General features: G+C 44.3%; 24 protein-coding genes. 6 read left to right on the top strand and 18 right to left on the bottom strand.

All coding sequences use genetic code 11. From position 1 onward, the window contains the following. Positions 1 to 3: 3 nt before the first annotated feature. The 9 genes from trxA to KNO66_RS15025 all read right to left on the bottom strand — a co-directional run bounded on the left by trxA (position 4) and on the right by KNO66_RS15025 (position 7,581). Positions 4 to 318: a thioredoxin gene (gene trxA / locus KNO66_RS00975; protein WP_015881090.1), complete on the bottom strand. Its 315-nt coding sequence runs from the start codon at positions 316 to 318 to the stop codon at positions 4 to 6. A 107-nt stretch (positions 319 to 425) separates the two neighbouring features. Continuing rightward, the gene (locus tag KNO66_RS00970; protein ID WP_214739596.1) at positions 426 to 1,391 is read right to left on the bottom strand and encodes an electron transfer flavoprotein subunit alpha/FixB family protein; all 966 of its coding nucleotides are present in this window, start codon (positions 1,389 to 1,391) and stop codon (positions 426 to 428) included. A gap of 14 nt (positions 1,392 to 1,405) precedes the next feature. Next, positions 1,406 to 2,179 carry an electron transfer flavoprotein subunit beta/FixA family protein gene (locus KNO66_RS00965; protein ID WP_214739594.1) on the bottom strand — a complete coding sequence of 258 codons (774 nt, stop codon included), beginning with the start codon at positions 2,177 to 2,179 and terminating at the stop codon, positions 1,406 to 1,408. A 79-nt stretch (positions 2,180 to 2,258) separates the two neighbouring features. Further along, positions 2,259 to 2,837 carry a fatty acid metabolism transcriptional regulator FadR gene (locus KNO66_RS00960; RefSeq protein ID WP_214739592.1) on the bottom strand — a complete coding sequence of 193 codons (579 nt, stop codon included), beginning with the start codon at positions 2,835 to 2,837 and terminating at the stop codon, positions 2,259 to 2,261. Positions 2,838 to 2,916: 79 nt separating this feature from the next. Then, positions 2,917 to 4,590, bottom strand: a complete 1,674-nt coding sequence (locus tag KNO66_RS00955; RefSeq protein ID WP_214739591.1) for an AMP-binding protein — start codon at positions 4,588 to 4,590, stop codon at positions 2,917 to 2,919. A 136-nt stretch (positions 4,591 to 4,726) separates the two neighbouring features. Next, the gene (locus KNO66_RS00950; RefSeq protein WP_214739589.1) at positions 4,727 to 5,194 is read right to left on the bottom strand and encodes a DUF4825 domain-containing protein; all 468 of its coding nucleotides are present in this window, start codon (positions 5,192 to 5,194) and stop codon (positions 4,727 to 4,729) included. Between the two features lie 12 nt (positions 5,195 to 5,206). Further along, the gene (locus tag KNO66_RS00945) at positions 5,207 to 6,334 is read right to left on the bottom strand and encodes an ABC transporter permease subunit (protein ID WP_214739587.1); all 1,128 of its coding nucleotides are present in this window, start codon (positions 6,332 to 6,334) and stop codon (positions 5,207 to 5,209) included. Continuing rightward, the gene (locus tag KNO66_RS00940; protein ID WP_214739585.1) at positions 6,324 to 7,205 is read right to left on the bottom strand and encodes an ABC transporter ATP-binding protein; all 882 of its coding nucleotides are present in this window, start codon (positions 7,203 to 7,205) and stop codon (positions 6,324 to 6,326) included. Before KNO66_RS00940 ends, KNO66_RS00945 begins: the two co-directional genes overlap by 11 nt. Then, a complete protein-coding gene (locus tag KNO66_RS15025; RefSeq protein ID WP_214739583.1) occupies positions 7,192 to 7,581 on the bottom strand; it encodes a GntR family transcriptional regulator in 390 nt (129 codons plus the stop codon). The genes KNO66_RS00940 and KNO66_RS15025 overlap by 14 nt, the downstream gene beginning before the upstream one ends. A gap of 183 nt (positions 7,582 to 7,764) precedes the next feature. Between KNO66_RS15025 and KNO66_RS00930 the strand changes: the two genes are divergently transcribed. From KNO66_RS00930 to KNO66_RS00910, 5 genes are all read left to right on the top strand, one after another. Then, the gene (locus tag KNO66_RS00930; protein ID WP_251128036.1) at positions 7,765 to 8,529 is read left to right on the top strand and encodes a hypothetical protein; all 765 of its coding nucleotides are present in this window, start codon (positions 7,765 to 7,767) and stop codon (positions 8,527 to 8,529) included. Between the two features lie 106 nt (positions 8,530 to 8,635). After that, positions 8,636 to 9,046 carry a MarR family winged helix-turn-helix transcriptional regulator gene (locus KNO66_RS00925; protein WP_214739579.1) on the top strand — a complete coding sequence of 137 codons (411 nt, stop codon included), beginning with the start codon at positions 8,636 to 8,638 and terminating at the stop codon, positions 9,044 to 9,046. Positions 9,047 to 9,069: 23 nt separating this feature from the next. Further along, the gene (locus KNO66_RS00920; protein WP_214739577.1) at positions 9,070 to 9,708 is read left to right on the top strand and encodes a nitroreductase family protein; all 639 of its coding nucleotides are present in this window, start codon (positions 9,070 to 9,072) and stop codon (positions 9,706 to 9,708) included. A 27-nt stretch (positions 9,709 to 9,735) separates the two neighbouring features. Beyond that, positions 9,736 to 10,020 carry a putative quinol monooxygenase gene (locus KNO66_RS00915; protein ID WP_214739575.1) on the top strand — a complete coding sequence of 95 codons (285 nt, stop codon included), beginning with the start codon at positions 9,736 to 9,738 and terminating at the stop codon, positions 10,018 to 10,020. 1 nt (position 10,021) lies between these two features. Further along, the gene (locus KNO66_RS00910) at positions 10,022 to 10,381 is read left to right on the top strand and encodes a DUF1304 domain-containing protein (RefSeq protein WP_214739573.1); all 360 of its coding nucleotides are present in this window, start codon (positions 10,022 to 10,024) and stop codon (positions 10,379 to 10,381) included. A 74-nt stretch (positions 10,382 to 10,455) separates the two neighbouring features. Here KNO66_RS00910 and KNO66_RS00905 read toward each other — a convergent pair whose 3' ends face one another. From KNO66_RS00905 to KNO66_RS00865, 9 genes are all read right to left on the bottom strand, one after another. Then, positions 10,456 to 11,310 carry a PRD domain-containing protein gene (locus KNO66_RS00905; RefSeq protein WP_214739571.1) on the bottom strand — a complete coding sequence of 285 codons (855 nt, stop codon included), beginning with the start codon at positions 11,308 to 11,310 and terminating at the stop codon, positions 10,456 to 10,458. Positions 11,311 to 11,325: 15 nt separating this feature from the next. Next, a complete protein-coding gene (locus KNO66_RS00900; protein ID WP_214739569.1) occupies positions 11,326 to 12,801 on the bottom strand; it encodes a glycoside hydrolase family 1 protein in 1,476 nt (491 codons plus the stop codon). Beyond that, the gene (locus KNO66_RS00895) at positions 12,798 to 14,651 is read right to left on the bottom strand and encodes a beta-glucoside-specific PTS transporter subunit IIABC (protein WP_214739567.1); all 1,854 of its coding nucleotides are present in this window, start codon (positions 14,649 to 14,651) and stop codon (positions 12,798 to 12,800) included. The genes KNO66_RS00900 and KNO66_RS00895 overlap by 4 nt, the downstream gene beginning before the upstream one ends. Before the next feature lie 273 nt (positions 14,652 to 14,924). Then, the gene (locus tag KNO66_RS00890; protein WP_251127401.1) at positions 14,925 to 15,356 is read right to left on the bottom strand and encodes a stage III sporulation protein AH; all 432 of its coding nucleotides are present in this window, start codon (positions 15,354 to 15,356) and stop codon (positions 14,925 to 14,927) included. 14 nt (positions 15,357 to 15,370) lie between these two features. After that, complete coding sequence (locus tag KNO66_RS00885; RefSeq protein ID WP_214739565.1) at positions 15,371 to 15,733, bottom strand: hypothetical protein; 363 nt, start codon at positions 15,731 to 15,733, stop codon at positions 15,371 to 15,373. A 94-nt stretch (positions 15,734 to 15,827) separates the two neighbouring features. Continuing rightward, positions 15,828 to 17,366 (bottom strand): hypothetical protein, encoded by a 1,539-nt coding sequence (locus tag KNO66_RS00880; protein ID WP_214739563.1) that lies wholly within the window; start codon positions 17,364 to 17,366, stop codon positions 15,828 to 15,830. A 128-nt stretch (positions 17,367 to 17,494) separates the two neighbouring features. After that, positions 17,495 to 17,752 carry a hypothetical protein gene (locus tag KNO66_RS00875; protein ID WP_214739561.1) on the bottom strand — a complete coding sequence of 86 codons (258 nt, stop codon included), beginning with the start codon at positions 17,750 to 17,752 and terminating at the stop codon, positions 17,495 to 17,497. A 44-nt stretch (positions 17,753 to 17,796) separates the two neighbouring features. Next, positions 17,797 to 20,160, bottom strand: coding sequence for a DEAD/DEAH box helicase family protein (locus tag KNO66_RS00870; protein ID WP_214739559.1), 2,364 nt, complete (start codon positions 20,158 to 20,160; stop codon positions 17,797 to 17,799). After that, complete coding sequence (locus KNO66_RS00865) at positions 20,153 to 20,485, bottom strand: nucleoside triphosphate pyrophosphohydrolase (RefSeq protein WP_214739557.1); 333 nt, start codon at positions 20,483 to 20,485, stop codon at positions 20,153 to 20,155. The genes KNO66_RS00870 and KNO66_RS00865 overlap by 8 nt, the downstream gene beginning before the upstream one ends. A gap of 115 nt (positions 20,486 to 20,600) precedes the next feature. On the opposite strand from KNO66_RS00865, the gene KNO66_RS00860 reads away from it, so the two are divergent. Continuing rightward, positions 20,601 to 22,445, top strand: a complete 1,845-nt coding sequence (locus tag KNO66_RS00860; RefSeq protein ID WP_214739555.1) for a DUF262 domain-containing protein — start codon at positions 20,601 to 20,603, stop codon at positions 22,443 to 22,445. Positions 22,446 to 22,501 lie beyond the last annotated feature (56 nt).

The raw sequence follows: 22,501 nt of genomic DNA, 5'->3' as shown, positions 1-22,501 counted from the left end.
CAATTATTGTGCTGTCGCAATAAACTCTTTCAATGCTTCTTTCGGTTGGAAGCCCATTGTTTTAGAAACAGGTTCGCCGTCTTTGAACATCATGAGTGTAGGGATACTTTGAATTTGGAAAGCACCTGCGACTTCTGGGTTTTCGTCGACATCGAGTTTCACGATTTGGACTTGGTCACCCATTTCTTGATCGAGTTCTTCGAGAACTGGCGCGATCATGCGACATGGTCCACACCAAGTTGCCCAGAAATCTACGAGGACGACGCCCTCTTTTACATCTTGTTCAAACGATTGAGTCGTTGCGTGTTTAATAGCCATTTGTAAAAACCTCCCCAATAAGATGAGAGAGTCCTGATAGAGAACTCTCATGCAATTCATGTTCAGAGTATACCACGGAGGGTAACAACCCCAAAACGTTTTGCTTATTAGCTATTGACGAGGTGTTTGCGGAATTCTTCTGTCAACATCGGGACGACATCGAACAAATCGCCGACGATCCCGTAGTCAGCTACGGTAAAGATGTTGGCTTCCGGATCTTTGTTGATGGCGACGATGACTTTTGCGTTACTCATCCCTGCCAAGTGTTGAATCGCTCCAGAAATCCCACAAGCGATGTAAAGGTCAGGAGTAACGACTTTACCCGTCTGTCCAATTTGAAGTGCATAGTCACAATAGTCGGCATCACATGCTCCACGTGAAGCACCGACGGCTCCCCCGAGAAGTTCAGCCAACTCTTCGAGCGGTTTAAATCCGTCTTCACTCTTCACGCCACGTCCACCTGCGACGATGACTTTCGCTTCCGACAAGTCGACTTTCCCAGTCGCCTTCCGGACGACTTCCTTGACGATCATCGCAAGGTCTTTCAATTCGACTGCAGGCGTTTCAACCGTCACACTCGCTCCAGCTTGAGGCGAGAGCGGGTCGATGTTGTTCGGACGGATTGTGAAGAACATGACCGAGTCTTTGAATTTTACTTTTTCGAACGCTTTCCCTGAGTAGATTGGGCGAACGAACTCTGCGTCACGACCTGATCCTTCGATCGAGACGACGTCACTGATGAGTCCGGCATCAAGGCGTGCCGCGAGTTTCGGTGCAATGTCTTTCCCAAGAGCCGTGTGTCCAAGGACGATCAACTCTGGGTTCTCTTGCTCGATCAACTGACGGAGCACTTGTCCGTAGCCGTCTGGCGTATAGTGTTTGAGACGATCGTCCTCGACGACGAGGACGCGACTTGCGCCATACTCCCCGAGTTCTTGTGCGAGTGATTGGACGTGATCCCCGATCACGACTGCCGTCACATCGTCTGTCAATTGTTTCGCCGCAGCGATGGCTTCGAATGATACGTTACGTAACGCGCCTTCACGCGCTTCTGCGAGTACTAAAGCTTTCATCAATGATCTCCCCCTTAAATGACTTTCGCTTCCGTGCGAAGAAGTTGTACGAGCTCGCTTACTTGTGACGACATGTCGCCTTCAAGGATTCGGCCAGCCTTCTTCTCTTCCGGTAAGAATCGTTCAATCGTCTCGATTTTCGCTTCGATTTCATCTTCGTCGAGGTCGATATCCATGAGCTCAAGTTCTTCAAGTGGCTTTTTCTTCGCCTTCATGATTCCAGGTAAGCTCGGGTAACGTGGCTCATTCAATCCTTGTTGCGCTGTCACAAGAAGTGGGAGTGCGACTTCGATGACTTCCGTGTCCCCTTCGACGTCACGCGTGACCGTTGCTGTTGACCCGTCGATTTCGAGAGCCGTGATCGTCGTCACATAGTTCATGTCCAATAGTTCTGCGACACGTGGAGCAACTTGTCCACTACCGCCATCGATAGCAACGTTTCCTGCGAAGATGAGGTCGACGTCTTGTTCTTTTAGGTATGTCGCGAGCACTTTTGAAATCGTGACATGGTCCGCGTCCTCGACATCGTCCTCGATTGAGATGCGAACGGCTTTATCCGCACCCATTGCGAGCGCTGTCCGAAGTTCTTTATCCGCGTCTTCTGGTCCTACCGTGATGACCGTGACCTCTCCCCCGAGTGCGTCACGTTTTTGAATCGCTTCTTCGACCGCATATTCGTCATACGGGTTGATGATGAACTCAGCGCCGTCTTCTTGAATTTCCCCATTCTCGAGCTGAATCGCTTCCTCTGTATCAAACGTACGTTTCAGCAAAACAAAAATATTCATGGTTGATCCCCCTTTAGTCAATTCTTCCCATCATTCATGAATCAGCATTCATTTTTTGAGCTAGTGATAGGGCTTACTATTAAGCAAGCCCCTTTTTTAACATATGGTGCACATCCGGAAGCGTCGACATCAAATCGTATTTGAAGCCGCTCGCCATCCAACTCGTCACAACCTCATCGATTGTGCCGAAAATCATTTGACGGGCGAGTCGATAATCTAAATCCTTGTCGAACTCTCCTGTCTCGATTCCGTGTTTGACGACGGAATCAATCAAATTCAAGTATGGTTTAAGCACTTCCCCGATTTTTTGACGAAGTACCAAGTTCGACTGTCGAAGTTCGATTTGGGTCACGACAGCGAGGTCATAATCGGCCGACAATTGTTTCAAATGGGATTCGATCAGTTGGTATAACTTACTACCGGCTGTCGACTCGTTCTCGATTTGCTGTTTCGAGTAATCGATAAATAGCCCCATCTTTGCCTGGAACAATTCAATTAAGAGATGTTCCTTATTTTTAAAGTACAAGTAAATCGTGCCGTCCGCGACACCCGCCTCTTTGGCAATGGCTGTCACCTTTGCACCATGATAGCCATGATTGGCGATTACTTTGACCGCCGCATCAATGATTCGGTCACTTTTCGAAATGTTATTTGTCATAAACCCCAAGCTCCTTACCGTTGCAGAAAAATGAATGATGGTTCATTCATTTATTATTCTATCATGCCTACGCTTGGTGTCAACTGCTTTGTTTCACTTGTTTTGCCTTCTCTTCATCGACGAGGACACGGCGTAGAATCTTCCCGACAAACGTCTTCGGTAGCTCATCACGGAACTCATATAACTTCGGCACTTTATAGGCCGCAAGCTTCTCACGGCAATGTTTGTCGAGCTCTTCTTCCGTCACGTTCGACCCATCACGAAGCACGATAAATGCTTTCACCGTCTCGCCACGATACGGGTCCGGCACACCGATGCAGACCGCCTCTTTGACGGCCGGGTGCTCGTAAAGGATCTCCTCAATCTCACGCGGATAAATATTGAAGCCCCCCGCGATAATCATATCTTTCTTCCGATCGACGATATAGAAGAAGCCGTCCTCTCCCATGTACCCGAGGTCACCCGTCGCGAGCCACCCATCTTTTAAGACAGCTGCCGTCTCCTCAGGTTTTTGCCAATAGCCCTTCATGACTTGCGGACCACTCAACATGATTTCGCCAATCTCACCAATCTCTGCCTCCGTCTCTCCGTCTGCCATCACTATTTTAGCAGAAGTATCCGAGAGCGGCGCGCCGATTGAGCCGACAATCCGTTTATCCCATAAGAAGTTCGCATGTGTGACCGGAGATGTCTCAGATAAGCCGTACCCTTCCACGATTCGACCACCCGTGATTTTTTCAAATTCTTCTTGCACCTCGATTGGAAGTGGGGCCGAACCTGAGATACACGCCTCGATCGAAGACAAGTCATACTTTTTCAATTTCGGATCGTTTAAGATTCCGACATACATCGTCGGGGCACCTGGGAAGAAATGCGGCTTTTTCTTTTGAATCGTCTTCAAGACATCTGTCACGTCGAAGCGTGGGACAAGGACGAGTTCATAACCGTTCGTGACCCCAAAGTTTAGACAGCATGACATCCCGTACACGTGGAAGAACGGCACGACGCACAATACGCGCTTTTCGTCTCCACGATTGTATTTATAGAATAAGTTCGTAATCTGGTCCGCATTCGCCGTCAAGTTGAAATGAGTCAACATGACCCCTTTCGGAAGACCCGTCGTTCCTCCTGTATATTGCAGAACCGCGACATCTTCTTTCGGATCGATGTCGAGTGGCGTGACCGGATTGAAGTCTTTGTAGTCTTTAAACGGAGTCGATCCGGTCGTATCGATCACGATATTGTTCTCGCGCTTCACTTTGATTGGGTACAGTTTATTTTTCGGGAACGGTAAGTAGTCAGCGATGCTCGTCGTGATCACGGTCTGAATCTCCGTCTTCTCACTGACGCGAAGCGTTTTCGGATATAACAAATCGAGGGTGATGACTAGTTTGACGCCTGCATCCGTTACGAGGTTTTCGAGCTCTCGCTCCGTATAAAGCGGGTTTGTTTGGACGACTGTCCCACCAGCGTACAAGACCGCATAGAAAGAAATGACGTACTGAGGGCAGTTCGGAAGCATGAGGCTGACACGGTCCCCTTTTTCGAGACCTTTCGCTTGAAGCATCGTGGCGAGTCGACGTGCGGCGTCATCAATTTCAGCATACGTCCACTCTTTCCCGATAAAGGAGACGGCCGTACGATTCGGAAAATCCTTCGCTGCGCGAGACAATGCCTCGTAGAGCGGTTTTACCTCATAATCAATCGATTGGGGCATACCTTCTGGATAATCTTGTAACCACGGTTTGTTCATCGCTGTTCCTCCTTGGAAATGAATACTCATTCAGTTAACTCCATTATAATGCTAAGAAAACGCTTTCATCTACCCTTTACCCGATAATTTTCAGAAAATATCAAAAAAAGCGATTGGATTTGTCATCCAATCGCTGTCAAACTCGCCTGAAATAGGAATCTGTCGACTCTAGTTTTTCAAGCTTCTGATTCATGAGTTGTTGCAATTCTTTTTCATGACGAATGTTTGCGAAGTCTGTCTCGAACCATGCCTCCATCTCCGGTCGGGAGAAGGCATACGTCCGGTTCGGGAATGCGAAGCGGACAATCTCGGCGTTCGGGATGAGGGTGAAATAGGCAGCCGCATTCCGAATCGCGAGACGTTCCTGTTCCGCTCGCTCCATCCCCGGGTCTTCGTAACGGACGGTCAACCCATATGGACGCTTCTTCGTCTGCAACTCGACCGATCGATAGCACTCATGTAGCGGCAAGCTCCCGGCAATTCCAATGACTGCATTGTGATCTCCGACTTTCGATCCTTTGTATTCAAATGCCGTCGGTGTATCTGGATTCGTGCATCCAGCTAACGAAAGAATGAGTACGAGCAACAGACAGAAGCGTTTCATAGGTGTCCCTCCTTACGATTTGAGTCTCAAGTTGAAACGGTAAAGCAAGCGTTTGGCGAGTAAATGTGCCAAGAACGCACCGATTACAAAGCCAATCATATATAACACGCTATTCGCTTCATACGTGAACGTCGTAAACATAATTCCTGTGAACATCGCGATACAAACAACGATGATGATGTGAACGAGCCATAACCAGTTGTTGAACATGAAGAAGCGACCGTTGTTTTCTTGTGGCGCACGATTATACATCCAAGCTCCTAACCAGAATGACAAAACGATGAAGACGATGGACGATGGGATGCTGATTGAGATGAAATCTTGCCATTCTTGGTCAGATTGGATGAATTCATATAAAGTCAGATTCGCTAAGTTTCCAAGGGGCGAAACGACTTGAATAAATACACCATTGTATAGGGAATCTAACCATGAACTTAGTCCCTCTAGACTCGTAAACACATAGGCCGAGGCTTGAATCAATGCGATGATGCCTAACGGGAATATCAAGGCGACAAACGACCACGCCGTTTGAGAAATCGATTCCCCACCGAACGATCCCATCCATAGAGCCAATGAGAATAACGAAATGCCAATCAATGCGATATACAGGACGATCACGACCGATTTGAAAACGGTCCCTTCTAATAAGAAGGAATAACGGGAAGTGGCGATCAATGCAAACATCGCGATACTTCCTAACAGCGTAGACATGACAATCCCACTTGCCCCCAATACCCATTTTGATATGTACTGCTGGGTTCGGGTGAACGGAAGCGACATCGAAAAATCCGACATTTGACTGTTGCGTTCGGCACCAATGAGCGAGGTGGCCATGAGTGCACTAAACACGACAAACAAAAATACAACGGGACCGAGAGGAATCACACTTCCAATATCCCCAATATAGTAGGCGATGCTTGAATCGAGGTCAAAGAAGGACTCGTCCGTCAGGCGATCTCGTTCTTCAAACGGGATACCGTAATCTACAGAATTCGCTCTCGCATTTTTAATCTGCTCATCAAACTGCTCAAATTGTGTCCAAGCCGGCACCGTGAAGGCGACGACGCCTAAGAAGACGAGCAGGATCCAAAGCAGTGATACTTGTTTCCAATCTTTCTTTAACAATACTTTAGACAGCATGGGCTTCTCCTCCTAACTGGACACGGAATACGTCTTCAAGAGACATCGGAATCTCTTCGATCAGCATCGGATTGTATGAATCGATGAACGCTTCGAGCTCTTCCGTCCGTTCTTTTGCCATGAACAGCACGACACGTCCTGTCACGTTGATGATTTCGATATCTTTTCGTTCGAGCAGTTCGACCGGAACATGGTCATTGAACACGACTTGCCACTTAATGCTGAGGGCACGTGCCTCTTCGAGCGACAAGATGGCTTTGACACGTCCGTTCTCAATCATGATGATGCGGTCAGCGATGCGTTCGAGTTCATGCAGTTGGTGACTCGAGACGATGATCGAACAGTTCCGATTCTCGACTTGGGCAATCATCAGTTTCAACACGTCAGATTTGGCGACGACGTCCAAACCGTCCGTTGGTTCGTCGAGCAGGTAGTATTTCGCTTGAACGGCGAAAGCGAGCGATAACGTGACGAGTGCCTTTTGTCCTTTTGAAAGTTGGCGAATCTTTTTGTTGTCGATGTTGTATCGCGTCAATGTCTCACGAAAGACGGTACGGTTGAATGACGGATAAATCGACTCATACAAGTCCGTCGCCTCGTTCACCGTATAATTTTTGAGCGCGTCGGCTGAATCCGGTACGAAGATGACGTCACGCTTCAATCCCGCATCTTTAAAGATACTTTTTGCTCCATAGAGTACATCTCCCATATCTGGGCGGATGATGCCGACCATCGTCCGGAGAAGCGTTGTCTTACCGGCACCGTTACGACCGACGAGCGCGATGATTTCTCCTGATTCGACCGTGAAGTCGATGCCGTCGAGAATCGTCTGACGGTCGATTTGTTTACTTAACTGTTCAACTTTCAGCATTGGTTTTCCCTACTTTCTCATATTCCGTCCGTAATACGTCAATGGCTTCGTCCAATGGCACATTCGCATAGTGGCAATCAATCGCAATCTTTTTGATCGAGGCAATGACCGGATCACGTGCCGCATCATCGTCCACCCAGTCCTCAGAGACGAACGTTCCACGTCCACGTCGCATCTCGAGGAGACCGAGCCGTTCTAACTCCTGGTACGCCTTACTGACCGTATTCGGATTGATGACGAGGTCGGTGGCGAGTTCGCGCACGGACATGACTTTGTCTCCAGGCCGTAAAATCCCCCGGATGACGAGCTCTTTCGTTTGATTGATGATTTGTTCATATAGCGGTTCTGAACTTTTCATATCAATTTTGTATAACATGGGTCACACCCTCTCATAGTCAATGATACTCTTTAAGTGTATTATATGTATTAGTACACGCAATTACAATAGTTCTTTGAGGGCACTTTTAGTTTACAGGGAAATGGAAATGATTTGAATAAGACTTTGGACCGAGGTTTCTCTTCGTCGTATCAGGTACATTGGGGTAGAGGTGAAAAAGTGATGAAAAAACGATTTATAGCAGCCATAGTCGGAGGGCTTCTCGCTGGCGGACTCTTCGTATATACGACACATGAAAAATCAGAGGCGCGTGAGGCATACAGCGCGTACGTGAAGGAAACATACAGTGAACAATCCGACATCGAGCTGTCACGCGACTGGCATATGGGCGGTTATATCGGAGAAATGACATTGACGAAAGAACCGTTCGCCGGCAAATATTTTATCGAGACATATGGTGACGGCTCGATCCATGACAATGTGCTCGAGACGTATTGGGAACGCGAGGCAGAGCGGACGATTCACGAGCGCCTCGTATCGCAAGGAATTTTAAAAGAGGAAGAGACGGTCCGTGCGGAAGTACCGACCGGAGTGTCCGATGATGCGCAAGCAAAAGTAAGCCCGACCCCGACGTCTATCTATGAAACGAATCCGAAGACGTATCTCGACGTCTCGATCATGTTTCATGAAGACTGGAACAATACTGACGAACAGAAACAACGGATTCTCGACGTCATACGCGAAGTGGAATCCGACGTCTATTGGATTCACTTCTCGTTCGACGGGAAACCAGGTGGCAATGACGACTATACGGAACGGTACATTATGTTCACGCGCAAAGCGTCTGACATCGACCCGTCCTTCCTCGATGTGAGGACGATTGAAGATTTGAACGCCTACGACCGTCTGTACGGTTTCGACGAGACGACATTCACGACAGAATATCATTTTGATGGCACCCCCATCGAAGAGGAGACGACACGATAATTCGGTGTCGTCTTTTTTTTGAGCGTTTGACTTTACAGGCAATCCAAAACATTGTATCGTTTGACAAGTCAACGATTGATAAGTCAATTGAAAAAGGTGGGACGCAATGGACCTACGTGAAATCAGCCGATTACTTTACCAAATCAAGTTGGCGGAACAAAACGTCGCATCGTCGTTCGAACGGGAAACAGGATTCAGCCTGACCCGCTACGAGATGCTACAAGTCGTCAAAGAACGAGGCGTTTGTTCGCAACGCGTGATTAAAGAAGAGATGAAAATCGACAATGCCGCCATCACTCGACATTTGAAAATCCTTGAAGAGAAAGGATATGTCGTCAGAGAGCGGAACACTGAGAACCATCGCGAGATGTTCGTCCGTGTGACAGAGAAAGCAGAGCAAGACCTCGGGCACTGCGAACGAGACGAACGGGCCAACCACCTCGTCTTACAAGCCTTGTCCGCTGAAGAGATTCAACACTTATCTGGGCTGCTTCAAACATTGAACAGTCACGCCTAAACAGAGAAAGAAGGAATTCACCAATGGCAACTACATTCGAAAACAACACATTTACAGACGTCATGTTCGGTCGTAAATCAATCCGTGTCTATGACGAGAACGTGAAAATCTCCCAAGAAGAGATGCTCGAGATGATCCAAGAAGCAACAACGGCTCCATCATCGGTCAACATGCAACCATGGCGCTTCGTCGTCGTCGAAAGCCCAGAAGCGAAAGAGACGCTCAAACCACTCATCCGTTTCAACACACGTCAAAACGATTCGTCATCAGCGATGCTCCTCATCTTCGGAGACATGGAATGCTACGAGTACGGCGAACAAATCTACGATCAAGCGGTCGCAGAAGGCAAAATGCCACAAGAAGTGCGTGACCAACAGCTCGGCGCAATCATCCCTTACTACAAAAACCTCTCGAAACAAGAGATGAACGACATCGTGAAAATCGATGCAAGTCTCGCAGCGATGCAATTCATGCTCACAGCACGTGCACACGGCTATGACACGAACCCAATCGGTGGTTTCGAGAAAGACCAACTCGCAGAAGCGTTCGGTCTCGACAAAGACCGTTATGTACCAGTCATGATCTTGTCTGTTGGGAAAGCGGCAGAAGAAGGTTACCAATCTGTACGTCTTGACGCTCAAACGGTCACATCGTTCAAATAATTCACCACACAATCGGAGGAATCAACCATGATCTTAGTCAACGCCACATTCGATATCCAAGCATCACAACGCGAGAACTTCTTGCGTGACATCCAAGTCTTGATCGACTCATCAAAACAAGAAGCGGGTTGCGTCGGATATGACCTATACGAGTCAACGTCTGTCGAGAACCGTTTCGTCATGATCGAGAACTGGGAAGACCAAACTGCTCTCGAGCAACACAATCAAAACCCGGTCCTCATTAACTTCGCACAAAACGTCGCGAACTACGTGTCTGCAAAACCAGTCGTACAAGTAGCAGCGGTCAACTAATATGTCGACGCTCACCCTTGCGCTCGGGACGCTCGTCGCCATCGAATTCTTCTATATCTTCTATTTAGAAACGATTGCGACAGCCTCTTCCTCGACGTCACGTGTCTTCCGCATGTCGAAAGACGAACTGAAGAGAGACTCGGTATCGGTTTTGTTCAAAAATCAAGGAGTGTATAACGGATTGATCGGGGTCGGACTCTTATACGGGCTATACGTCTCCCCCAATCCGGTCGAGATTGTCACCATGATCCTGACCTATATCATTCTCGTTGCCCTATATGGCAGTATCACGAGTGACAAGAAGATTATTCTGACACAAGGTGGGCTCGCCATCTTGACGTTGTTGTCGATGATTATGTGATGACAGAAAAAGCGTTCGACCTGAGAAAAGGTCGGACGCTTTTTTTAACACTTGATGTTTAGCACTAGTGATTTTTATTTATCATTTAACTCGTCCTGATTCATCAACCGGTGAATATGAACAGCTAAATACGTTAACTCGTCATTCGGTATTTCTTTTTCATGCACTTGCTCGATATACGATTTCACTTTAAAAGCTACTTCCATCGCATTAGGGTAAAGGGTCGCGATTTGATTGAATAACAAGTTATCTTTCTCGACTAACAGTTTATCTTCATAAAAACGTTCAACGAAGAATTTGACATGAGTGATAAAACGCGTGTAATGAATACTTTCTTTATCCATTGAGATATTCAAGGAATAGCGTACCATGTTAACGATTGCGCCAATTAATTTAGCATAGTTCATTCCTGCACGTGAACTCGATTCCTCGCTTTGTGCATTAATTAAGTGAAACGCAATGTTGGCAGCTTCTTCTTTTGGGAAATCAACTTTCAAGGCGCGATTGAGTAAGTCGACCGCATAAGTACCAATTTCAAACTCGACCGTATAATAGTTCTTGATTTCCCAATACACACGATTCGTGATGTTGATATTTTTTTGATGACGCTCTACTGCAAAGTGCAAGTGGTCCATGAGTGTGAAATAGATTCCACTATTCAACTTCGTCCCTAATTGTTTTTCAGCATGAGCAACGATGTCTTGGGTCAAACTTAAATAGATATTTGGAATTGAGTCAATTAGATGAATTAACTCTTTCGCCTTCGGGTTATCGACCGACATGTAAATTTGATCGGCGCTCTTTCGTTCAACCGTGTCCCCTACTTTGCGACCAAAACCGAGTCCTTTCCCAAAGAGGATGAAGTCCTTTTGTTCTTCATCCTCGACCAAAACTACGCTCGAATTCAATACTTTTTTGATTTTAATCACAACTTACACCTACTTTTATTTTGGCGTGGTTTCGAAAAGTGATGCCCCATTCGTTTCGATGACTTGTTGATACCAGTAGAACGAATCTTTCCGACGACGTTCGAGCGTTCCGTTCCCTTCGTCATCCTGATCGACATAAATGAAACCATATCGTTTCGACATTTGGGATGTCCCAGCACTTACAATATCAATCGGCCCCCAACTTGTATAACCTAGCAATTCTACACCTTCATCTATGGCAGCTTTCATTTGTCGGAAGTGAGCTTTAAAGTAGTCAATGCGATAAGAATCATGAATTGTTCCGTCTGATTCCACTTGATCGACTGCACCCATCCCATTTTCTACGATAAGGAGCGGTTTTTTATATCGGTCATAGAGCTCAAGTAATGAAATTTTAAGTCCGAGTGGATCAATTTGCCATCCCCAATCCGTTGCAGGAAGGTATGGATTTTTGACCCCCATGATTGTGTTTCCTGCAGCTTTTTCAAGACCCTCTTCTGCCGACTCAGTCAATGACATGTAATAACTGAATGAGACGAAGTCGACTGGATTATGACGCAATATGTCTAAATCACCTTCTTCGAAATGAAGTTGAATCCCTTTATTCTCAAACATACGCAGCGTTAATGCTGGATACTCTCCGAATACTTGTACATCAGCGTAGAAATAATTGTGTAAATTTTTCTTAAGCGCCACCTCTACATCTTCTGGTTTACATGTATGAGGATAAGTGGTTAATTTTGTCAGCATACAACCGACCTGGCTCCCAGGAATAATTTCATGACAGCTTTTTGTCACGAGTGCTGATGCAACAAATTGATGATGCAACGCTTGATATACAAGTTCCTCTTCTTTCCCAGGCGGGCATTGATCTGGAATGATACCTGCCGTTGTGAATGGGTGACGATTGATACTATCAATCTCATTAAAAGTGAGCCAATATTTCACAAGTCCCTTGTATCGATTGAAGCAAACATCACTGAAACGAACGAAGTGATCAATGACATCACGATTAACCCAACCATTATACGCCACACTTAAGTGAAGAGGCATCTCATAATGGGAAAGCGTCACTATCGGTTCAATGCCATAACGTTTCAATTCATGAAAAACATTGTCGTAAAATCTTAGACCGTCCTCATTCGGTTCAAGTTCTTCACCTGTTGGAAAAATTCGACTCCAAGCAATAGATACCCTTAATGTTTTAAAACCCATTTCTGCGAATAATGCGATATCTTCTTTGTAATGATGATAAAAATCAATACCTCTTCGTTTAGGATAGATAGTATCCGTCTTATCTGCCATCGCCTCGCTTACACTCTTTGTCGTCACCCCAACATGACCGTCATAGTCATCTAAACTGAGGTTTGCCTTGAATGTTGCGACATCTGCAACGGATAAACCTTTTCCATCAATGTTCCATGCCCCTTCTGCTTGGTTGGCTGCAATTGCGCCTCCCCATAAGAATCCTTTTGGAAATGTTTTGTTCATGTTAATTCTCCTCCTATTGGACGTAACGTCATGATTGTATCGTGTTGGCTGACTAACTGAACTGGTGGCACAATGACTTCGTAACGGTCTTTGTTTGTGACGATAGCAAGTGTTACCGGATCAAATCCTGCATTCTGAATTGCATCAAGATCAAATTCTACAAGTAAATCTCCAGCCTTCACAGATTGCTCAGGCTGAACATGGGCTTTAAAATACTTTCCTTCCAATTGAACTGTATCAATCCCGATGTGGAATAGAACATCTGCTCCATTTTCCGTCTGCATTCCCACCGCATGTTCCGTATCCATTACAACGCGGATTGTACCGTCGACCGGTGCATACAACTTTCCTTCGGCTGGGACAATGGCAATCCCGTCACCCATTACTCGTGAAGAGAATATTGAATCGTTCACTTGTTCCAAAGAAATCATTTGTCCCACGACAGGACTTTTGAATGTTTCTCGACTTCCAATTTCATCAGCAAAGTGTTGATCTGGTAACTCTTCTTCTTTGACCTGATCTTTTCCAAGTAAAAATGCTGAAACAAATGCAACTACAAACGAAATTCCGAAGCCAGCGATTGCATAAAGAATATTTCGAGGTAATTCTTCAGAAATAAACATCGTCAAACTTGCCAAACCAGGACCTACAAGTACGAAAGCCTGGAGTCCGACGATTCCAACGAATGTACCTCCGACGAACGATCCGAGCATGACACTCCCAAGCACTTTTTTATTTTGTAACGTGACCCCATAAAGAGCAGGCTCTGTAATTCCGAATAATGCAGAAATTCCTGCAGAGATTGCTGTTGCTCGCAAGAGCTTATCTTTAGTTCGGATAGCAACTGCGAAACATGCACCACTCTCAGCAACGTTATGTGCAAGGGATGCGGGGAGATAAAGGACCTCTTTCCCGAGTTCTCCCATTGTCGTGACCGCGTACGGAATCATTGCCTTATGCATACCTGTTGCTACCATAAGCGGGAGAACCGTTGCTAAAAGACCAACTGCAATCCAACCAACCTGTTCAAAGATGAATAAAATAAGTGAAGCAAATTCTTGTCCGATTCTAAAACCGAATGGACCGAGTAATAGAAGACCAATCGGTACCGTAATCAAAAGTGACATCATTGGCACGAAGAAAATTCGAATCGGCTTTGGAGAGACCTTTGTAATGGCTTTTTCAACTTGTGCATATAAAAGAACAGTCAAAATAGCCGGAAATACTTGATATGCATAAGCGATATTTACGATATCGAACGTAAATAATTGAGCGCCTTCAGCTAGCATCGCTGACATGTTTGGCAACAGCATCGCTCCGACTGCTGATAAAGCAACTAGTGAATTGACCTTTAATTTGTTCGCTGTTGTCACAGCGACAAGCAGTGGTAAGAAGTATAGTGGCGCATCTCCTACCAAATTCAATATTCTATACGTTTGTCCATCTGAATCCATCCAACCAAACAATGCTAAAAGTAAAAGGAGTGACTTTAAAATTCCTCCCCCGGCGATTGCAGGGATGAGTGGTTGGAAAATCCCAACGATAAAATCAAGGATTGTTGGTCCAAGCTTTTGCTTTTTCTTAACTTCGGGGTTGGTTGAATCAACTTCCCCGATTAAATTCCGGATTTCGTTATATACTTCAACGACTTCGTTGCCAATGACCACTTGGCATTGTGCTGTCATTCTAACAGCCATGACACCCGGCGTTTGTTCAAGCTTTTTCTTTTGCATTTTCGAGTCGTCTTTCAACGTAAAGCGAAGGCGTGTTGAACAATGCTCAAAATGAGAGATGTTTTCTTTGCCACCGATTAAATGCAAAACATCTTTTGCGACTTGTTGATGGTTCATTTGCTTGGCTCCTTTTGCAAGACACATCCCTGAAGACAACAAAAAAGGACCTAAAATCGTAATGAGTCCACACTTGGCCACAAAACAATTTTAGATCCTGCCTGCATCACCAGTCACATGTCTAAATGTGATATTTAGTTCTGACGTCAGTATAAAACGAAAAAATGTAAGCGTCAACATAAAAATCATATTATTGCATTTAGGAGACCATTTATTTAAGTGTCTAATCACTTTGGATTAATGCATGTAAGGAAATTTGAAAAATACCAATCACTACGCTTGATGTAAATACTGCCCCCACATCGCTTCATCGACGACAAAGAACGATTCATGGGGACATACCGCGAGCACGCACGTCTCCCCCTTATAAAACATCAAGTCTTCTGGAAGTTCTGGATTGAGCCAACTGAACAATGAGCCACCATGCTCTTTTAGGAACTGTGCTGTCCGATAATTCATATGGAACGAATATAGATACGCCGTATCCCCAGATAGTCTTGTCGTCTCCCACTCACTTACGATGGTTCGTTCCATCAAATCCCAGCGAATCTCTTCCGTCAGTACATCCATATACACCAGGCGCTCTTCTTCGATCTCCATTCGGCGCCTGTCTTCCACGAACGCAAAGTGAGTACAGTGCCCAAGCAAAGTATCGATGAGCGCCTCATAGCGGTTCCCCTTTATATCCTGAGTGATCATCAGCATGCTTCACAAGTCTCCTATGGCGAAGAAACAAAGATACCCGTCTCTTCCGTAATCTCGAACGAATCTTGATTCCATCTCACTTCAATCGTCCCGACTCGTTTCGGTTCTTCAACACTTCGATATAATCGCCTGACCTCCATGTCGAAAGTGAAAAAGCCACTGGACTGTTTCATATACCCTTCTTCATTCACATATGTATTTGTCTGATCACCAATCAGCGTAAATGAGTCACAGCTCTCATCTTCACATTGTACCGAATATGTTTCCTCGAACCAGCTCACAAAGTCATCCATATCTGGACTAGTCGTATACATCGGTACAATCCAAACTCTAGCTATAATCAACCCGATAAAACCGAAGAACAACCATTTTTTCATATACTCTCCCCCGCTTTCACTATCCAAAGTCTACCATATCCAAATCATCAAATAAAAAAACCGCCCTGACCGAAGTCAGAGCGGAATTGATATCTTATAAGACGAAAATCGCTGCAGATACACCGACGACACCGACGAGCGCCATCGCATATACCGGCACACGTGGCATTTCGCCATTGTTGTCGAGTGCTTTCCCGAACATGTAGAAGACGATCGGGTGCACGAGGAACGGCATCGAGAAGATGAGCGGGATGAGAAGCGACGCTTCCGTTCCGAACATGCCGCCTTGGACCGCTGCGAACAAGCCGAAGTGCGAGATCGCTGACGACTGTGCCATCGTCGTGTAATCAAATGCAATCGTGCTGAACGTCAAGATGACGAGACCACCGAAGACGGCCATCATTTGCCATCCGAACGAGAACTGCATAAGGGCTTTGACTTCTTTGAAGTCTTCCCCGTTCGCCGCACGCAAGTTTTTCAACGAAAGCGCCGTGAGCGCGAGACCGACTAAGACGATGATCATCGTCGGCCAAATCCAGAGCGCGCCGTTGTCGGCACTAACTGCGAGGATCGAGAAGACGAAGATATGTCCGAAGAACGGGATGTTGATCATGATTGGCGCACGTTTTGCCGCCACTTGACCGAAGTCCCCAGCCGTACACGCTCCTGTGAGACCGCTATGTGAAAGTGACCCCGCCATACCTGGCGCGAGGTTACGGACGTGGCCTGTGCGAGCAAACCACATGATGAGTGCGATTCCACCGAACATCCAGAACAACTGACCGAAGAAACCGTACACGAGAATCGAGTTCATGCCTTCGATTGCGAACGCGTCACCGATTCGTGAACCCCCAACCATGAAGTTGGCAGCCAAGACGACCGGAATCCCTGCGAAGAGAAGCGCGCGGACAGTCGGTCCATACGTCCAGTTATGGAAGATGGCACCGAGTGCTGACGAGATCAACATCGCAAAGAAGATTTGCGGAAGTGCGATAATCGGCTGAACCGCTGTCGCAATCAAGAACGAGACGAACAAGATGACAAGCAAGAGGACTGTCTCGATGACACCTTTTTGCATGTATACTTTCTTGTCCTGAATCTGTGCTTTATGGTCGATGAGTAAGAACGACACCGCAAGACCGAGAAGTGCGAGAATTGGGTAGTAAAGCGCAATCCCTTCTGCCGTATCTGGCTCGATTGCCATACGGAAGAACCCTTCCAAACCGACGAGCAAGAAGAACGAACGAAGGATGAAGATGAACTGCGTACGTCCTGTCCCGAGGAACATCTCTTCTTTAGAAGGAACAACGATATCCTCCATGTCGAGCTCTTGTTTGCTTAAGATTTTACGAAGTTCTTGTCCACCGACGAAGAACGAAACGACTAATGCGATGATTGTCGTCCGTGACAAGAAGTCGACGAGCGGAAATTCAGGAAGACCCGGCGTCGCGATACCGAGCTCGACCATACCGAACCCGAGACCGAGACCGAAGATGACGATGACGAGGATCGGCGAGAAGCGCGTCCCAGCCACGACCATACGAGATAAAATGACCATTGGAATGACGAAGGCCATAAGCAACCAGAATTGGTTGATCAGTTGCATTTGAGATAATTGCTGTACAAGTTCCATTGACTAACCCCTAACATAATTTTTAGCACACAATATCGAAGTGTACAGTAATGAACATTGTGTGACAATAGGGTGTGATGTTTTGTAAACATTGAAAGCGGAACCAAGTGAAATTGGTCCCGCTTTCGTTAGTTATTGGATTGTCTGAGACCCCAAATGCCTTTATTTCCTGTGGAATAAAAAAGGTCTTCTTTCCCAGTAAAGCTCGCTGAATCACTGGAATGCGCACGAATCTGTTTATTAACGTGCCCTTTCCAATCTTTATAACGGTCAAGCTCGAGTTGATAATACGATTTTTCGACATACGCATAAATGTCTTTCAAGGATGCCGTCCCGCCGTGATGCTCGAGGGCGAATTGGATTTTGCGTAGTAATAGGCGTTTCAAATTACCCCACCTTTCTACTTTTTCTTTCAATATAACTGAATTGATCAATCGTATGCTCGTCGCGCTTTCCGACTGAAGTAGTAATGTAACCGAACTTCTACAATCTGATTCACCCATTCATAAACAATCCGATTGCGGAGCGCTTCATTGAATTCGATATGTAGGCTTTCACCTTCTACATAAAACGGTCCTTTGGCAATTTTATCGAATGGCATGCGCAATAACAATTTTTCAATTTTTTGTTGATGGAAAGGTTGCTGAAAGTCTTTCGTCTTTCCATCAATCTGTTGGCGATAAGGTACGCTCGTCAAGTATTCATAGAACGGATAAGCTGCATCAGATGCTTTCAAAGGATTGTACCACATTTGCGCTCCCCGCTCTAACATGACGGATAATACAACCATCTTATAACTTGTTGTCATTCTTGTATCCTCCACTTCGTACAAAAGAGGATACATATTTTCAAAAACACTTAACTCACCGTCTGTTAACTCACCAATTTTCTTTAGAAAACCGAAGAAGCCACCAAAGTGCTTCCTTTCGGATTGATAAGCTTCCAATGAATATTCACCTCGTTGGATTAGTTCTAGGTAGGTCGGTCGTCTCCCTAGTTCTTCCTTCACCATGAAATAATTTCGTTCTAATAATTGATGTCGTGTCGAAGATCGAGTCATCATTTTCTTCAAAAGATCGACAGTCTCTAAATCAAATTCGATTGTACACGAAGTAGGTAAGTTATTTGATGTTGGAACCTTCTTCAGTGAATCTGGACCGCCTGTCGTCAATAACGCCAGTTTCTTATCAATGTTTTTATAGTTCCCAATCAAATCGATAATCGTACAATGTGTCTTTCCTGTTGATAGACGTAGTCCTCGTCCGATTTGCTGGGTGAACACAGTCAATGATTCAGTCGGACGACAGAACAATAGCGTATCGATTTCAGGAATATCTACACCTTCATTAAATAGATTCACTGCAAAAATGATGTCCAATTGTCCTTGCTTTAATTGGGCAATTACTTCCGTTCGATCATAATCGGCCTGACTATGAAGTGCTACCGCTTGTACTCCTTGCCTCCTGAAATAATCAGCCAAATATTCAGCTTGTATAACGGAAGAACAAAAGCCGAGTGCTCTCGATTGATGATGCTCTGACCAAGCTCTATAAATCTTCTCAGCAACACTTTCTTTTAACTGTTCTGCCAATAACTCTTCTTGATCGTAACGACGTCCATTGATCAGACGAATCTGAGAGTAGTCGATTTCATCATAGATTCCAACATAATGAAACGGGGTTAAAAACGATTCTTCAATCGCTTCAGTAAAGTGCATCTGGAAGGCGACGTTATCATCACAAAGTGCATATACGTCTCCTCCGTCTAAACGGTCAGGCGTTGCAGTCAAACCGAGTAAGAACTTCGGTTGAAAATAATCTAGCACCCGACGGTAGGAAGGAGCAGCCGAATGATGGAACTCATCCACGATTATCAAATCGAATTGCTCCGGGTCATATTGCTCCATTCTTTGTTTCGAAGCTAACGTTTGAATCGAGGCGAACACGACGTCAGCAGTATCTTGATTTCTTGATTCACCACCGAGTAGTAACCCGGTCTTCCAGTCGGTCGCCACATTGAGGAATGACTTTTCTGCTTGTAACAAAAGTTCTCTTTGATGTGCGACGAAAAGGACACGTTTGAATTGACGTGCAAAGAATGCACTCAAATACGTCTTTCCTAATCCAGTCGCCAAAACGAGCATCGCTTTTTTTCGACCTTCCGCCATCGTCTCCCGGAGTGCCAATAACGCTGCGTCTTGGACAGACGTCGGTGTAATCGAATCATCTTCTATGTAGACAGGAGAATGTTCAGCGACCTCCAGCTCCTTCATTCGATCCTTTCGCGCTTCATACTCTTCGCGATACGGCTGTAACGAAACTGAATTCATCATTTGCGCATATTCACTATAAAATAATTCATGGAACGCAGCGACTGACTCTTCAAACACTTTCTCTGATACACTTGAAGGAATTTCAACATTCCATTCCACACCATGATTCAACGCACTATGCGACAAGTTCGAGGAACCAACAAAAAATGTACCGCTTCCTATTGTACGGAACAAATATGCCTTTGGATGGAACGACCTCCCTTTTGAGCGGTATAGCCGGAGCTCAATATTCGGTATTTGTAATAGCATATCCAATGCATCAGGATCGGTAAGGTACAGATAGTCTCCTACCAAAATTCTGATTTGAGCGCCACGTTCACTCGCTTTTCTTAACGAAGCGGATAATTCTTTCACTCCCGAAACTTGAGCAAACGCGACGACCATATAAATTTCAGTCGCCGCGTCTATGTGTTCTTGTAAAGGGATGCCTAGATTGCTCGTATGGAGTCGTAAATCACTCATGATCGAAGACCTCTTCTAAAAATAGACCCTTTTCAAAACCGCCACGTATTTTGCGTTTCTCTTCACGTATGCGGTTCAATTCATCGAAGTCTGCCCCATGCATGTTTCCAAGTGTATAGACCAACTCCAAAATGTCAGCTAACTCTTCAAGAGACTCTTCATCAATGTTCGTCTCTTCATACTCTTTGATTTCTTCATAGAGTTTCAAACGTGCTTGCTCAAAGTGTTCGGCTTGAGTAAGTTGCTTCACAATCGGGATTTTTCCTGATTCGTGAATAATTTCAGGAATGCGGTCACGGATTAATTTATTGTACTCTTTCCTCATTATTCTCAACCCTTTCTGCATGCATTGCGGTAGATCAATTTCTATTAAAATACTATACTTTCATTATACCCAATTATTTGAAGGTTTGTTTTATGAAATAGGAGGCTGTATCTAATTGATTACTTCAGAAATCCAATCAATATTTAACGTATTTAATAATGATTTTATTTATGAAATTCCTGATTTCCAAAGAGATTTTGTATGGGGGGAAGAAGAAGTTACACAGCTCTTTAAAGATTTTAATGAAGACACAGAAGAATTTACAAAGGAAAGTTCGTTATTAGACGGCTATTTGTTGGGAAATATCGTGTTGATTAACAATGATCACCAACCTGCAAACAAAATTGTGATTGATGGTCAACAGAGACTTACAACCCTTTCGTTACTATATAAAGTTCTAGAAGAAACAATTGATTATCGTTTACATCAGAATAAAAGCAGCTTTGATACAATTCAAAAATGGATGAATGTCCGAGGTGAATTAAACAAAGGATATGGATTATTTGACGATGATGCAAATTTTAAAACTTCTAAAATACAGCATCACAAAAGCTTAGAATTTGGTAGTACTTATCGGCACATTATTCGCCCAGATTCTAATTCGAAAAACCTATCTCAAACTTCTACTCAAATTGAAGAAGTATATGATGTATTAAAAGAAGAACTCGCTAAATTAGATGATCAGAAATTATTGAAATTTGTAAACTACATAAAACATAAAGTCATGTTAATTGTAACTACTGCACCGACATTATCTAAAGCATTTCAATTATTTGAAATCTTGAATAACAGAGGGAAAGATTTAGAACCGTTAGATTTAATTAAAAACATGCTTTTAAAAAATTTAGCTAAAGATTTCTATAGTGACGATGAACGAGATAAGTTTACTGAAATGTGGAAGAAATTTAACGACAACCTCGTACTAAGTCCTAAAAGAAAAGTTGAATCTTCAACCTTTCTAAAGCACTATTTAGTTGGGACGACTGGAGAGAATGTTCGTAAAGATAAACTTTTTAACTATTATTCCGAACTAAATCCAGCAAAAGAGGAAGTTCTGTCAATCGTTTCTGAGATGCATGATGTTTCATATACTTACGGAAAATTAGAGCGTAAAGAGTTTGAAGGATTTATTAAAAACACCCACTTACTAAATGTTTTATTCAAGCTTTTGAACTTAAAACAGGCACAAACAATCCTCATTCCGTTTTACAATGAATCAGAACAAAGAAAATCAGAGATTGTTGATTTGGCAATTCGATTGGGTGCAAGTGTTATTTTTTCTTACACGCAAACTAACTATATTGAAGCTGAAATACCTTCATTAATAAAAAAATATAACGCAAACTTAAAACGAGAAGGACAAGACCAGGCTTATCATCAATTCGTAAGTGAATTAGAAAGAAGAATTTCAGAAAAAGCTAAACTTGCAAAAGAAGCTGTATTTTCTAGAAAATTTGAGAACACTAGAGGAAACTACAATAAAAAAGGTTACGACTTGCTTCGTTTCATTGAAGCTTATGGTCATTCCGATAATACCGTTCTTCTAACGTCAAACCGAAATAAAAAGGTCACTTTAGAACATATCATGCCAAGAACACCTATCAGCAATGAACTGATAGAGGCTTCCGGTTTTGAAGACTTGGAAGAATATAAAGAATACGTGAATCGGATTGGTAATTTTGCACTTATCGGTAACGATGAAAACTCTTCACTTTCTAATAAACAATTTGATCAGAAGAGATCTGTATATGCAGATTCATCAATTTGGACCACTCAAGTATTGGCAGATCGTTTAGTCTCGTCGATGAAGTCTGGAAAAGAAGTACAACAATTCGAAAGAATTAATAGCTATTTGTTTATGGATGAATCTTCTTCAAGTGTCTATTGGACAAAAGAATTAATTCTGAAGCGCTCTGAAAAACTTGCAGCATACTTAGAAGCTGTCCTCACTAACAAATGACCAACTTCTCTATTAATCTTTTTAAGATATGTATTTAAGAAAAGTGATTTAACTTC

This window comes from Exiguobacterium sp. s48, assembly GCF_018617395.1.
Classification (GTDB): domain Bacteria; phylum Bacillota; class Bacilli; order Exiguobacteriales; family Exiguobacteriaceae; genus Exiguobacterium.
This window is presented reverse-complemented; position numbering and strand designations above follow the sequence as displayed.